The 15186-nt window shown below is 34.7% G+C and carries 9 protein-coding genes and 1 pseudogene; 4 read left to right on the top strand and 6 right to left on the bottom strand.

The genetic code is table 11. The features are described from left to right. Window positions 1-26 precede the first annotated feature (26 nt). Window positions 27-910, bottom strand: a protein-coding gene (locus ACQH2P_RS10285) for an IS630 family transposase (RefSeq protein WP_425362619.1) whose coding sequence is annotated in 2 segments (ribosomal slippage) — window positions 27-587 and window positions 590-910 — 882 coding nt in all. Because the reading frame shifts where the segments join, the coding sequence is not laid out codon by codon here. A 195-nt stretch (window positions 911-1105) separates the two neighbouring features. Here ACQH2P_RS10285 and ACQH2P_RS10290 point away from each other — a divergent pair. The 3 genes from ACQH2P_RS10290 to ACQH2P_RS10300 are packed head-to-tail and all read left to right on the top strand — an operon-like array spanning window position 1106 to window position 2751. Continuing rightward, window positions 1106-1339: a hypothetical protein gene (locus ACQH2P_RS10290; protein ID WP_425362620.1), complete on the top strand. Its 234-nt coding sequence runs from the start codon at window positions 1106-1108 to the stop codon at window positions 1337-1339. A 30-nt stretch (window positions 1340-1369) separates the two neighbouring features. Beyond that, a complete protein-coding gene (locus tag ACQH2P_RS10295; RefSeq protein WP_425362621.1) occupies window positions 1370-1603 on the top strand; it encodes a hypothetical protein in 234 nt (77 codons plus the stop codon). Between the two features lie 38 nt (window positions 1604-1641). Next, on the top strand, window positions 1642-2751 hold the full coding sequence (locus tag ACQH2P_RS10300) for an IS66 family transposase (RefSeq protein WP_425362622.1): 1110 nt from the start codon (window positions 1642-1644) through the stop codon (window positions 2749-2751). Here the strand turns inward: ACQH2P_RS10300 and tnpB are convergent. Continuing rightward, window positions 2748-3101, bottom strand: a complete 354-nt coding sequence (gene tnpB, locus ACQH2P_RS10305; RefSeq protein WP_425362591.1) for an IS66 family insertion sequence element accessory protein TnpB — start codon at window positions 3099-3101, stop codon at window positions 2748-2750. The genes ACQH2P_RS10300 and tnpB overlap by 4 nt on opposite strands. After that, a complete protein-coding gene (locus ACQH2P_RS10310; RefSeq protein WP_425362592.1) occupies window positions 3089-3514 on the bottom strand; it encodes a hypothetical protein in 426 nt (141 codons plus the stop codon). Before ACQH2P_RS10310 ends, tnpB begins: the two co-directional genes overlap by 13 nt. An 86-nt stretch (window positions 3515-3600) precedes the next feature. Here ACQH2P_RS10310 and ACQH2P_RS10315 point away from each other — a divergent pair. Then, window positions 3601-4477 (top strand): annotated as a pseudogene (locus ACQH2P_RS10315) (IS256 family transposase); the annotation flags it as partial. A 193-nt stretch (window positions 4478-4670) separates the two neighbouring features. Here ACQH2P_RS10315 and ACQH2P_RS10320 read toward each other — a convergent pair. From ACQH2P_RS10320 to rpoB, 3 genes are all read right to left on the bottom strand, one after another. Further along, window positions 4671-5993, bottom strand: coding sequence for an IS5 family transposase (locus tag ACQH2P_RS10320; RefSeq protein ID WP_425362593.1), 1323 nt, complete (start codon window positions 5991-5993; stop codon window positions 4671-4673). A 269-nt stretch (window positions 5994-6262) separates the two neighbouring features. Continuing rightward, window positions 6263-10396 carry a DNA-directed RNA polymerase subunit beta' gene (gene rpoC, locus ACQH2P_RS10325; RefSeq protein WP_425364012.1) on the bottom strand — a complete coding sequence of 1378 codons (4134 nt, stop codon included), beginning with the start codon at window positions 10394-10396 and terminating at the stop codon, window positions 6263-6265. Window positions 10397-10797: 401 nt separating this feature from the next. After that, complete coding sequence (gene rpoB / locus ACQH2P_RS10330; RefSeq protein WP_425364013.1) at window positions 10798-14907, bottom strand: DNA-directed RNA polymerase subunit beta; 4110 nt, start codon at window positions 14905-14907, stop codon at window positions 10798-10800. Between the last annotated feature and the right edge of the window lie 279 nt (window positions 14908-15186).

Raw genomic sequence — 15186 nt, forward strand, 5'->3', positions numbered from 1 at the left:
TCTATTAAATTTTTTTGGTATAGCACTTAACATATAGGTTCATACATTATTTTAAACGTTCTACAACTTGCCTCAAATACAGAAATACCTTTATCTAATAATTTTCTAATGTTATTTTTTATCGGAAACCAATGATGTTCAATAGGATTTAAATCAGGGGAATAAGGTGGTAAAAATTTTAGTTTGCAGCCAGCTTTTTCAATTAATTCTTTAGCCCTTTTGGATTTATGAAAGCTTGCATTATCAGCAATGACAACCTGTCCAGGCTTTAGCTCCGGCACAAGGCAATTTTCTATATAAGCTTCAAATACCTTACTATCACAGCTCCCAGTAAAGACTAGTGATGCGATTAAACTATTCTGATTTAACGCACCAATAAAACTTGTTCTTTCACTACGTTTTCCCGATTTACTCCCATTACAACGACTTCCTTTCATTGACCATCCATATTCATATGATTCATTATCATTTATGCCCGCTTCATCAAGATAAACACGTCTCTCTATCGGCACTTTTTCTAATTCACTGAGAAAATCTTGTCGCTTTCCTTCATCTCTTTCTTTATACGCATATGTCTTTTTTTTCGAGTAATGTTGAGTTTCTTTAAAGCTCGGCTGATAGTCATTATACTTGCAACATTATCTAATTCTTTTGCTATTTCTGTAAGCGTTAACGAGTTACCCTTTTCTACTAAATGACGCAACTCCGATAAATCAGGGATTTTATGACCATATCCTTTCTGGTATCCCTCCTTTGACTTTATATCTCCAGTTTGTTTCTTTAATCTAATCCAATCATAGATTATTGACCGACTAATTTTAAAGGTTTCGCATGTAAGTGCTACTTTCTTATATTTCTCATAATGTTCTATAACTCTAGAACGTAAATCGTAACTGTAGGGGGATGCCATATTTCTATTATATAATTTTTTTATTATTTATCATTATAACTTATTTGAATCCATATGTTAAGTGCTATAGTATGAATTTATTTTATAAATTTGGGTTCCTACTATGCAAGTATCACCGATTAATAAAAAAACTAGTTGAAAAACTATCAGTTATACTATAACATTTCAATTATTAAACGTAATGAATGAATCAAAATGAAAAAGCCAAAAGTAGCGACCTTAAGTGCTGAGGAACGAGAAGAACTAATCCAGCATATTAAGGCAAATTCATTAACAGGAGATGATCAGCAAGCGGTGATAGAACTTGTGAAATTTTGTAACGAACTAATAGACAAGCTAGCATCATCAAACATCAGTATAAATAAGCTTAAGGAGATGATGATTGGTTTTAAGGCAGATAACATAAAAAAGATAGTTCAGATTCATTAAAAGAACCACCGAGTGAATCTGATAATAAGAATGGTGGTAATGAAGAAGAGTACGATGAGTCCAAGAAGAGAGATCGCAGTAATTGGCAAGGTAAATATGGATTTGATGATTATCAGGATGCGAATACCAGCTATTTATCTCCTGAGAATTTTTGTAGTGGTGATAGCTGTCCTCACTGTGATAATGGTAAACTCTATAATAGTGAAGCTAGAAAATTGCTACAATTTACAGGTAATGCTCCAATTACAGTCAACAGATATGTAAAGAAAACGTTACGCTGTAATGCTTGCGATTATACAGTTATGAACAATAAGAATATCAACAAATGGACAAATAGTAGCAAAAGTGCAATAGTGTTACAAAAGACCTACGGTACTCCCTTCTATCGTTTATCTAGGTTGCAAAGTTTAAGCGGGGTTCCTGTATCATATAGCACTCTGTGGCAACAATATTTAGATGTTTGGCAAGAAGATGGTGGAGCTGAAATTTACAGGGTATTATTAGAAATGGCTGCCGAATGTAGTTCACTGAACCTTGATGATACTAGAGCTAGAATTTTAGAAATTACTGTAGCCAATAAAAAATTACGAGCTCAAAATAAGAAAGGACGCAGCTGTTATACCACTACTATATGTGCTAAGACTGCCAATAATGAGGTGATAGTTTTATATTTTACCGGTAATAAGCATGGCGGGGAGAATATTGGTAACATACTAAAGAATCGTAAGAATAGAACTGATTCTATTCATTTAATGACTGATGCAAGTAACAATAATAACCCGGTATTATCAGAAGCAGATAAAGAATTACTGGCAATAATAGTGATGATCAATTGTTTGTCACATGGGCAGAGAAAATTTACAGAGAATGAACCATATTACCCTGAAGAATGCGGATATTTTCTCAAACAGACTGCTGGGATTTACCATAATGAACATCAATGTAAAGAGATGAGCCTTGAGGAGAAGCTGAAGTACCATCAGGAACATAGCAGTAAATATATAGAAAATATATATAACAAAATAGATGAATTATTTAACGACAAGAAAGTTGAGCCTAATAGTAGGTTTGGGCAAGCTATGAAATATTGGTTAAATAATAAAGAAGGTTTGACGCAATTTTTGAAAATTCCAGTTAGCAGTCTTGATAATAATTGGGCTGAGAGGTCACTACGTACCATTATTTTACAAAGGAAGAATTCATTATTCTTTAAAACAATCAATAGTGCTGAGATACATAGTGGTCTGTATAGTATAGTAAAGACTTGTAGTGAGAATGAAATCAATGCCTTTAAATATTTAAATTGGCTGCAAGAGCAGAGTAGCAAAGCAAAGAAGCATCCTGAGGATTATACGCCTTTTGCCTATGCAAGATATATAAATAATACGGAATTAATCGAGACGGCAGCTTAAATGACAGGAAGCCAATCATTGGAGAGTTTGGCAGAACTAGGATCGCCATTATGAATAAGAATGTGTAAGGTTCTATAACAAATCTGATAAGATGAATTATCAGATGGGGAAAGTTTTGCCGTAAATTTACCTTTGGATAGGCGTTTAGAGCATAACCAAAAGCCTTGACCGTCAAAGGACAAAATTTTAATGGCAGTTCTGTTTTTATTATAGAATAAAAACAAGGAACCATTAAGAGGGTTGGAAGAAAGTTTTTGTCTGCAAACAGCTATTAAACCATCGATACCCTTACGAAAGTCGATGGCAATAGTGGCAACAAAAATAACTGACTGAGGGGTTAGTTGCAGCATAGAAATGTTTGAATTATGGTTTTTAGCTCTAGTGTTTGAATAATAAGCTTGGTACCATTTGGCTTAATAATGTGGCAAGTGTAGTAATTTTGTTTGGGAGTAGCCACAGGATCAGTATCTATAGAATTTACTAGTTGAAATGGGAGAAAATTAATATCGTGTTGTAGAACTTTATTTGAAGTTGAGGTAGGAGAAGTTTTGAGGGAAGGTTGATGGGCTTGTTGAATTGAACTAATTATTGTTTTATTAATATTGAGATGTTTGGCTATATCTTTGCAAGAATAGTGATGGAGTAGCTGGCGAACTAATTCCTTTAGATGGTTTGGTATGGGATCAAACTTGTTAGTTTTAGTTTGACGCCAGGCTTTAAATTGCTGAGCTACTTGCTCAACAGTAATTGATGGTATTTGCATAGTAGGAACCCAAATGTATAAAATAAATTTTATACTAACAAAAAAATTAGATAGAGTTATGCAGTTTTGCTGCAAGTATACGTTTTGATGATAAAGTCTTATCATTATATGCTAAAGGTATGAGTGTATCTGATATTAAGGTTCAATTACAAGAGTTGTATAGTGTTGAAATAAGTGAGAGCTTAATCAGTCAGATCACCGATGATGTTAATGGATGATGTAAAAGCTTGGCAGAGTAGACCGTTAGAAGAGATATATCCGATAGTATTTTTTGATTGTTTAGTAGTAAAAGTTAGGCAAGACAAAAGGATAATTAACAAGGCAATATATGTTGCATTAGGGATTGATTTATCTGGTAGAAAAGATATATTGGGATTATGGAACAGTGAAAATGAAGGGGCAAAATTTTGGCTTGGTAATTTTACTGAAATGAAAAATAGAGGATTAAAGGATATACTGATTGCCTGTAGTGATAATCTTACTGGTATGTCTGAGGCGATAGAAGCAGTTTATCCAAAAACAGAACATCAATTATGTATTGTACATCAGATTAGAAATAGTTTAAAATACGTATCATATAAAGATAGGAAGCAGGTGGCTAGCGATTTAAAGCCGATATATACTGCAGTAACGGAAGAACAAGCACATTTAGCTTTAGTATCTTTTGAAGAAAAATGGAATAAACAATATCCACAAATTGCCAAATCATGGTATAATCATTGGGATAATTTAATGATTTTTCTAGGATGTCCAGAGGCAATTAGAAAGGTAATTTATACCACTAATTCAGTTGAATCTGTTAATAGTCAATTGCGTAAAGTAACAAATAATAAGCGTGTTTTCCCTAGTGATAGTGCTGTTTTTAAAAGCTTATATTTGACAATTGACTATATGACCAAAAAATGGACTATGCCTATTCCCAACTGGAATGAAGCTATGGCTCATTTGATGATCAAATTTGAAGAGAGTCTCCCCGTCAAAAGTGCAAAAAATTCAAAAATTAGCACCTTAGCAAAAAATTTTTGTATAAAATTTTAGAGTTTAATTGTTCTGATGTAATTTTTTGATATAAAAAGATGATTTTTAGAAAATTTTTGCATGACGTTTTGTTAACGATTTTGTAATCGTTTGATTAATTTTCTTTATTTGCTAATTTTTATGTAGAAAAATTTGTTTTGAGCAGGTGATTAGCAATACACCGTAAGTTCAATCCTACAGCGGAAATTAACGGATTTATTATATCTCCTATTACTCCTTTTAAGTAATTTCTGCCAACTCTACCATAATGCTTAAGGTGTCCTATTATCGGCTCTATAGCACTTCTTCTCTTGATCATTGCCTTATCATCTGAGGATAGCTTCTTCTTGCAATATGGGCTATACACCTTGTCTTTTTCTTTAAAATTATTCCCCTTATAGCCTAAATCAACAAATGTCCTGGCTATTCCCACTCCTGTTAATTTCTTTACAACCTCTACAGTCTGCGATAATGTATGACCATCATATGGATTGCCATGAAATGATTTGGCCGCTAATACAAAATTACCTCGACCACTTACTGCTATCGAAACCTTGTTACCAAACTCATAGGGTTTGTTTAATTTCCCTTTACCTATGCACTCTACCTCCGGTGCGTGAAAACTATATAATACTTTATTATCCTCCTTATATCGCTCTTTCTCTGCTTTACTCAGTATAGATTGTGCCTGAATCTTTTTAATCTTATTTAGTATTTCTTGCTGCTTTAATGACAAACTTAACTTTGTTTTTGCTATTTCTCGCTGACATATTCTTATTAAACGACCCAGCAATATCTTTAAATGTTGCATTACCTTCTTACGTTTTTTGGCTTTACTATTATCCTTATATTTCCATAATTTTACTATGTCTTTTTTATATTGCTTGGCATATGTCTCATGTAACTTAATGCCTAAAGTATGACATAACTTTACTAGCTCTATTCTTGCCTTATCCATCAAATACACATCATGAGGATACTTAATATTCTTAATTTGTACTGTAGTATCAACGATTATCGATGCTAAGTCTTTTTTTTTAAGCACTCCGACTTTGCAACCAATTCTTGTTAATTCTTTTAATATCTCATTATATCCTTCTTCCCCTAATATAGCACGAAACCTTCGTATACTAGCTTCTGATATCTCAGCATCTTTCTGCAAATATTCCCAACCACAAAAATATTGCCAATATACGTTCTCTCTCAGCTCTTCTTCAGCTGCAGCATCTGACAGGTTATACATCGCTTGCAGCATAGTTACTCCAAGTAATAACCTGTGACATCTGCGATTCCTACCAAATTTCTTGATATTAACATTTGTCAATAACCATTCCTCTAAAACAGTCCAATTTATTAACGATCTTAATTTATATAACTTGTTATTAGGGTTTAATTCTTCGGTCAATTTATAACCAAAAAGCTGTCCTTGTTTTTGGGATTTTATTATATCTTCTATCGGCATAATTCATACAATCCATAAGGTTTCTGCCAATATTATAGCATTTTCTTATGGATTATCTAGATATTTTTACCCGCTAACCATATTATATATTATCCTTCTAGACTTTTGACGGGGAGACTAATTACTAGAAACTTAATCATCAGTTATTATGCAAATAATTAATAATTATAATCTCAAGCAACAATTTGGTAGAGCCAAATATAGAATTAATTAGTTATTTCCGACGTCCCCTAGTCATTTGGTAAATCTGCTTTTAAAAGATAGGTTAACTAATCTAAAGTTTTTTGATAATTAACCTCATCTTGATCTAACCTAGCTGCAAGTTTACGCATCCTATTCATGTAGAAACCTGTTCCTGCCGGTACTAATCTACCAACTATGACATTTTCTTTCAGTCCACGTAACTTATCAACTCTTCCAGCTATAGCAGATTCCGTTAAAACTCTTGTTGTTTCTTGGAAAGAAGCAGCAGAAATAAATGATCTAGTTTGCAACGATGCCTTAGTAATACCTTGTAGGACTGGCTGGGCTTCCGCCGGTCTTAAACCATTCTTGATAGCTTTTTCATTAATTTCGGCAAATTCACGATGATCTATCTTCTCATCAACCATTAATGTCGTATCGCCAGAATGGGTTACCTCTACTTTTTGTAGCATCTGACGGATTATTACTTCGATATGTTTATCGTCAATTTTTACACCCTGTAACCGGTATACTGCTTGAATTTCTCCAACCATATAACTTGTAAGAGCCTCCACTCCCATTACTTTTAGAATATCTTGTAGCACTGGATTGCCATCAATTAACATATCGCCTTTTTTAACAAAATCACCTTCATTAACAACAACATGCTTGCCTTTTGGTACCATATACTCAATTGGCATACCGCCTTCAGTTGGTTGAATAACAATACGCCTTTTTGACTTATAGTCTTTACCAAATTCAACCCTACCATCTATTTCTGCAATAACGGCATGATCTTTTGGACGTCTGGCCTCAACAAGCTCAGCTACCCTTGGAAGACCACCAGTAATATCCTTGGTTTTAGTTGATTCCCTTGGAATACGTGCTAAAATATCACCTACCGATACCTTAGCACCATCTTCAACACTCAAAATAGCATTTACTGGTATATAGTATCTAGCCTCTAAACCATTGGATAACATAATAGTTTCCCCATTCTCATCAACTAATTGGATACGAGGACGTAGCTCTGCTCCACGTAAATATTGTTTTGATTCAACTATGACTTTGCTAGAAATACCAGTTGCTTCATCAGTAATATCACGAATTGATACCCCTTCTACCATATCTCTGAATACAACCTTACCAGATTTCTCGGTAATAATCGGAATAGTATATGGATCCCACTCTACTAATTTTTGTGCCTTGTTTACCTTATCTGAATCATCAGCTATTAATCTTGCACCATACGGCACTTTATGCCTTGCTTTCTCATTATTGTTACTATCCAATAATAACAATTCACATGAACGACCCATTACGATCTTACGACCTTCGGAATCAACAACCACATTACGCCCTAGAATCTTTACTCTTGCATCATGAGAGGCTTCTATTGAAGATATTTCTGCACCTTTTGTCGCAGCTCCTCCAATATGGAAAGTTCTCATGGTTAGCTGAGTACCTGGCTCACCAATTGATTGGGCAGCAATCACTCCGATTGCTTCTCCTACTGAAACTAAGGAACCAGTAGCTAGATCTCTACCATAACATTTTACACATATTCCATCAGCAATCTCACATGTTAAAACAGATCGTACTAACACCGCATCTAAACCAGAAGATTCGATTTCTTCTAATTTTGCTTCGTTAATTAATTCACCATCTGATAGTAATAAAGCATTAGTAACAGGGTGATAGACATTAATCGCCACTGTTCTGCCTAAGATTTGCTCTGCTAGTGATACAATAACTTCACCACCATCAATAATACTTCTAACTTCTATGCCTTTTATAGTTTGGCAATCTTCATCGGTAATTATGCAATCTTGAGCAACATCAACTAATCTACGGGTTAAATATCCAGAATTAGCTGTTTTCAATGCTGTATCCGCCAGACCTTTACGTGCACCATGTGTGGAATTAAAATATTCAAGAACAGTAAGACCTTCACGGAAATTAGAAATAATAGGAATGTCAATAATCTCACCTGATGGTTTAGTCATCAAACCACGCATACCGGCTAACTGCTTAATCTGTGCTGCCGATCCTCTTGCTCCTGAAGTAGCCATCATATATATAGAATTTACTTTCTGATGATTAGGCTTATCATTAACCTGCATCATAGCAATTTCTTTCATCATATCATTCGCTACTTTGTCAGTACATCTAGTCCAAGAATCAATTACTTTATTGTATTTTTCACCATAGGTAATCAGACCATCAGAATATTGTTGTTCAAACTCTTTGACCTCGGTCAATGTTGCATTAATATGATTATCTTTTGATTTTGGTACAACCATATCGTCCATACCAAAAGAAATACCCGAGGAACAAGCATATTTAAATCCAAGTTTCATTAGGTGATCAGCAAAAATTACCGTAGCCTTTTGACCACAATGACGATACACTAAATCAATTACCGCAGATATATCCTTTTTAGTCATGGCTTTATTTACAAACTTAAACCCAACATTATAATTATGGGGTAATAACTCTCCGATAATTAATCTACCAAGGGTAGTATCCACCATAGTTGATACAACTTCCCCTTCAACATTAAGCATATTGCGGCGAAATTTTATCTTTGAGTGAATAGTTATTACCTTATTATATAAAGCATGTTCAACCTCCGACATGTTAGCAAATACCATTCCTTCACCAGGCTCATTGTCAAAAACCATGGTTAAATAATAAAGACCAAGTACTATATCCTTATCAGGCACGATAATCGGACGACCATTTGCAGGACTCAATATGTTGTTTGTTGACATCATGAGTACCCTTGCTTCAAGCTGTGCCTCGATTGAAAGAGGGATATGCACTGCCATCTGATCACCATCAAAATCAGCATTGAACGCAGCACATACTAAGGGATGGAGCTGGATAGCTTTGCCTTCTATCAGTAAAGGTTCAAAAGCCTGGATACCTAAACGGTGCAAAGTTGGTGCTCTATTCAGCAATACCGGGTGTTCACGTATAACTTCTTCTAAAATATCCCATACTTCTGGTTTTTCAGCTTCAACCATTTTTTTAGCAGCTTTTATAGTGGTAGCAATTCCATGTAATTCAAGCTTTGAATAAATAAATGGCTTAAATAATTCCAACGCCATGGTCTTTGGTAAACCACACTGATGCAGCTTAAGCTCTGGTCCAACAACGATAACGGAACGACCAGAATAATCTACCCTTTTACCCAGCAAATTCTGACGAAGCCTACCTTGTTTACCTTTTAACATGTCACTAAGTGACTTAAATGGACGCTTATTAGTATTTTTCACTACTTTACCACGACGACCATTATCAAATAAGGCATCTACTGATTCTTGCAACATCCTTTTTTCATTTCTAATGATAATATCCGGTGCTTTTAGTTCCAGTAGTCTTTTTAATCTATTATTTCTATTGATAACTCTTCTATAAAGTTCGTTAAGATCGGAAGTTGCAAATCTTCCTCCATCAAGCATAACTAATGGTCTAATCTCAGGTGGAATAATTGGCAGGACGGTCATAATCATCCATTCCGCCTTATTCTCAGATTCAAGAAAATCTTCTACTAACTTAAGTCTTTTGATAATCTTCTTCTTTTTTATTTCTGAAGATGTACTTGATAAATCCTCTTGCAACTTCTTCTTTAATTCAGGTAAATCAAGCTCTGAAAGCATCTGACGAACTACTTCTGCCCCAATAGAAGCAGTAAAATTATCTTCTCCATACTCATCTTGTGCTTTTTGCAAACCATCTTCCGAGAGAAGTTCCCCTCTCTGTAGAGCAGATAACCCAGGATCAACGACAACATAACTTTCAAAATACAGAATTTTTTCTAGATCTTTCATAGTCATATCTAGCAACGTACTAATCCTTGATGGTAAAGATTTCAAGAACCATATATGAGCAACTGGTGCTGCTAGTTCAATATGCCCCATTCTTTCTCTACGAACTCTAGATGTAGTAACTTCAACACCGCATTTCTCACAAGTAATGCCACGATATTTCATACGTTTGTATTTGCCACAAAGACACTCATAGTCTTTCACTGGTCCAAAAATCCTAGCACAGAATAACCCTTCTTTCTCTGGCTTGAACGTACGATAATTTATCGTCTCAGGTTTCATCACTTCACCAAAAGACCATGAACGCACTTGATCAGGACTAGCAATATTAATTCTTATTTGATCAAATTGCTGAGTACTGCTTAATTGCCCATAAAAATTTGTCATTCCTGTTGTCATAAAGATTCTTCCTTAAAAAATTTTATCAGCTCTAGTTTAGCCTGGATTCGATATATAGCTAACCCGTTAAAGTTCTATAGAGCTTCCTCGCTATTAGCGAGGAGCCACTTTAGGCAACGAAGCAATTGTAAGTTGTCATTCTTAGCAACGGCGGGAATCTAGGATACCTGCTTTCGCAAGGTTAACACAAAACAGGATTGCTTCGTCCGGCTCACGCCTCCTCGCAATGACGCCTAGTATATCAAGAACCTTCCCGGATTAGTTATAACAAGTTATTCCAAATTCGGTTATATCTATAAATATAGCAGATTTTTATGTTACACTAATAGCTGCCTTCATTATTTTTGCAATATTTAGACTTATGCAGGGAGTATATTACTCCCTCGAAACTAATCATCTGTTGTAGTATCTTCAAGTTTTACGTTCAAACATAAGGATCTAAACTCTTTGATCATCACGTTAAACGATTCAGGAATACCAGATTCAAAATTATTATCACCTCGGACAATCGATTCATAAATTTTAATTCTACCCACCACATCGTCCGATTTTACAGTTAACATTTCTTGTAACGTATAAGCAGCACCATAAGCTTGCAAGCCCCAGCATTCCATCTCACCAAATCTCTGACCACCAAAATGCGATTTACCACCTAATGGTTGCTGAGTTACCAAACTATAAGGACCGATAGAACGAGCATGGATTTTATCATCAGCCAAATGGTGTAGTTTTAGGAAATATTTATAGCCAACCGTAACGGATCGATCAAAATACTCTCCTGTTCTACCGTCAATTAACTTAATTTGACCGGATGGGTCTTGATCTGCCATAGTTAGCATTTCTTTTACATTCTCAACTTTTGCACCATCAAAAACCGGAGTTGAAAAATATACCCCCTTACCGATATTATTACAAAATGCCATAATTTCTTCATTGGACATTTTCTTTATATCTTTTGTTGTTGAATTATCTCCATATACCTTCGATACAAAAGATTTCAGCTCTTCTATATCAATCTTATTATTATGAACTTGCTCCAACATAGAAGATATTTTCTTACCAAGATTTACTGCTGCCCAACCAAGATGGGTCTCTAAAATCTGTCCTATATTCATCCGTGAAGGTAAACCAAGTGGATTAAGAACTATATCAACTACTGTACCATCTTCTAAAAATGGCATATCTTCTTCTGGCATAATACGAGAGATAACACCTTTATTCCCATGTCTTCCTGCCATTTTATCCCCAGGCTGCAGCTTATGTTTAGTCGCAATAAATACTTTTACAACTTTAAGAGCCCCTTGTGGTAAGTCATCACCACTTTGTAATTTTTCTACTTTGCTAGAAAAACGCTTGTTAAGCCTGTCTTTCTTTTCATCATAATGACGTTTAATTTGTTCAATTTCATTCATTACATTAGCATCTTCAACAATCAGCTGCCAAAACTGTCCTTTTGATAATGATTTAAGGGTTTGATCACTAATTAATTGACCGGATTTTACGGTTTTAGGGCCGCTAACAACCATTTGTCCTGTTAGAATCTTCTCTAAACGCATAAAAACAAAATGCTCTATGATTCGAAGCTCATCATCTCTATCTTTTGATAATTTTTCAATTTGTTGTTTTTCAATAGCTATAGCACGCTCATCTTTTTCTACTCCCCTACGAGAAAATACCCGTACCTCTACCACTGTACCAGCGATTCCAGAAGGAACACGTAAAGAGGAATCCCGAACATCCGAAGCCTTTTCTCCAAAAATAGCTCGGAGTAATTTCTCTTCTGGAGTCATAGGTGACTCACTTTTAGGGGTAACCTTACCCACTAAAATATCGCTCGGTTTTACTTCGGCACCAACATATACTATACCTACTTCGTCAAGATGACGTAAACTTTCATCACTAACATTTGGAATATCACGAGTAATTTCCTCAGGACCAAGCCTGGTATCTCGAGCAATTATTTCAAATTCTTCAATATGAATTGAAGTATAAACATCATCTTTTACAATACGTTCTGATATTAAAATCGAATCTTCAAAATTATAACCACTCCATGGTAAAAAAGCTACTAGAACATTCCTACCAAGAGCTATCTCCCCATTATCCGTACTTGGTCCATCAGCAATGACTTCACCTTTTACTACATAATCACCAACTTTAATTAATGGTTTTTGATTAATACAAGTATTATGGTTAGATCTTTGAAATTTCAATAAATTATAAATATCTACACCAGGGGAACCATCTGTTTTCTGCTCCTTAGTCCTTACTACTATTCTAGTTGAATCAACTTGCTCTACTATTCCATCATGTAAGGCTACAACTGAAACTCCAGAATCTTGTGCAACAATTCCTTCAATACCAGTACCAACTAAAGGTGCATCACTTCTAATAAGTGGTACAGCCTGACGTTGCATGTTTGATCCCATCAATGCTCTATTAGCATCATCATTTTCCAAAAATGGAATAAGTGATGCAGCAACAGAAACAACCTGCATCGGAGTAACATCAATATAATCTATTTCTGCAGGGGTAACCATAACAAAATTACCACCATCAATCCGGCAATTAATTAACTCTTCCTGTAACAAACCTTTTTTATTGGTAACCGCATTAGCCTGAGCAATTTTATATTTCCCTTCTTCAATCGCTGACAAGTAAACAACTTCATCAGTTACATGACCATCTACGACTTTTCGATAAGGGGTTTCAATGAAACCATGTTTATTAACCCTAGCATAAGTAGCCATGGAATTAATCAGACCTATATTCTGTCCTTCTGGTGTTTCAATTGGACAAATACGTCCATAATGGGTAGGGTGAACGTCCCTTACTTCAAATCCAGCTCTCTCCCTACTAATTCCACCAGGCCCTAAAGCTGACAATCTTCTTTTATGAGTTATTTCTGATAATGGATTAGTTTGATCCATAAACTGAGAAAGTTGTGAAGTACTAAAAAATTCTTTTACTACAGAAACTAAAACTTTTGAATTTACTAAATCATGAGGCATAACCGCATCAAGATCAACTACAGACATTCTTTCAAGTACTGATTTCTCCATACGAACAAGACCAATCCGAAATTGATTCTCAATTAGTTCACCAACTGACCTAACTCTTCTATTACCAAGGTGATCAATATCATCTATCGAACCTTTACCATCTTTTAGATCTACTAAAACTTTAAGTATATGTTTGATATCTTCAATAGTTAAAATAGCTGTAGATTCTGGTATATTAAGTTCCAATCTTGAATTCATTTTAATACGACCAACTTCCGAAAGATCATATCTTTCAGGCTCAAAGAACAAATTATTAAATAGTATCTTAGCAGCTTCAATGTTAGCCGGTTCTCCTGGTCTTAATACCCTAAATATGTCTATCAATGCTGATTCATAATTTTGGCTTTTATCAGCAAATAAGGTATTTCTTATGTAAGGACCTGATTGTGTATTTATAGCAAGTACGTCGACAGACAAAATTCCAAGAGTCCTAATAGAATCTAACATATCTATTGTGATCATTTCACCAATGGCAGCCAACACCTCACCATTATCCGGATTAATAAGATCATGTGATAAATATTTGCCTACTAAATATTCACGTTCTACCAAAATATTTTGTACCCCATCTTTAGCAAATTTCTTAGCCAAACGAGGGGTAATCTTTTGACCAGATGCAAGTATGATATTTCCAGTATCCGCATCCACTAAGTCATTAACTAACCTATGAGCAGTTATAGACTCAGGTATAAACTTTGTTGCCCAGCATGCATTTTTAGTAAAACAGGTTACCGTATCATAGTAGAATTTTATAATTTCATCGGTAGACATTCCAATAGCTCTAAGAAGAGTAGTAGCATAAAGCTTTCTCTTCCTATCTATTCTAAAGTACAGAATATCTTTAGCATCAAATTCAAAATCTAGCCATGAACCTCTATAGGGTATAACCCTAGCAGAATACAAAAACTTCCCTGAAGAGTGAACTTTACCCTCATCATGATAGAAGAATACACCAGGCGACCTATGCATCTGTGATACTACTACCCTTTCTGTACCATTAATAATAAAGGTACCATTTTTGGTCATTAGGGGAATATCCCCCATATAAACTTCTTGTTCTTTAATGCCTTTGATTTCTCTTGCTCCAGTATCTTCATCAATATCCCAAATACTTAATCGCAATGTGACTTTAAGGGGAGCAGCATAACTAAGACCCCTTTGAGTACATTCTTCAACATCATATTTAGGGTTATCAAATTCATATTTAGCAAATTCTAAATAGGCAATATTAGAGGGATCATGAATCGGAAAGATTGAACTTAATACTGATTGTAATCCTTTGTTTTCTCGCTCAAAGTCTTTAACGCCAAATTGTAAGAAACCTTTTTCATAAGAATTTTTCTGAACTTCAATCAAATTTGGTATAGATGCCACCAAATTTATGTGACCAAAATTCTTTCTTATGCGTTTACCAATTGATAAGGACTGCGTTGTCATATAATCTCCCGATTAATTTCTATATCTTAACACGAATTGCCAATATATATAATTGGTAACTCGGCTGTAATCTTGAAAAAAATAGACTTGTTGCTGTGAACAAAGTTTTTGTCATATTTTTGATAAAAATTATAGCTTTTAATAATCTTTGTTTTGAAACCAAGCAAAAAGCCACTTAAAGAACTCGATTTAGAAGTAATGTATACTCGAATGATTTGAAGAATTGGAACATAAAACAAGAAGGAAGTCTGACATATGCACATTCGAAATAAAAATATT

This window comes from Candidatus Tisiphia endosymbiont of Hybos culiciformis (assembly GCF_964030975.1).
Lineage (GTDB): Bacteria > Pseudomonadota > Alphaproteobacteria > Rickettsiales > Rickettsiaceae > Tisiphia.

Coding starts and splice junctions, on each gene's coding strand:
- ACQH2P_RS10290 (WP_425362620.1), top strand. CDS start 1,106: ATGAAAAAGCCAAAAGTAGCGACCTTAAGTGCTGAGGAACGAGAAGAA.
- ACQH2P_RS10295 (WP_425362621.1), top strand. CDS start 1,370: ATGGTGGTAATGAAGAAGAGTACGATGAGTCCAAGAAGAGAGATCGCA.
- ACQH2P_RS10300 (WP_425362622.1), top strand. CDS start 1,642: ATGAACAATAAGAATATCAACAAATGGACAAATAGTAGCAAAAGTGCA.
- tnpB (WP_425362591.1), bottom strand. CDS start 3,101: ATGCTGCAACTAACCCCTCAGTCAGTTATTTTTGTTGCCACTATTGCC.
- ACQH2P_RS10310 (WP_425362592.1), bottom strand. CDS start 3,514: ATGCAAATACCATCAATTACTGTTGAGCAAGTAGCTCAGCAATTTAAA.
- ACQH2P_RS10320 (WP_425362593.1), bottom strand. CDS start 5,993: ATGCCGATAGAAGATATAATAAAATCCCAAAAACAAGGACAGCTTTTT.
- rpoC (WP_425364012.1), bottom strand. CDS start 10,396: ATGACAAATTTTTATGGGCAATTAAGCAGTACTCAGCAATTTGATCAA.
- rpoB (WP_425364013.1), bottom strand. CDS start 14,907: ATGACAACGCAGTCCTTATCAATTGGTAAACGCATAAGAAAGAATTTT.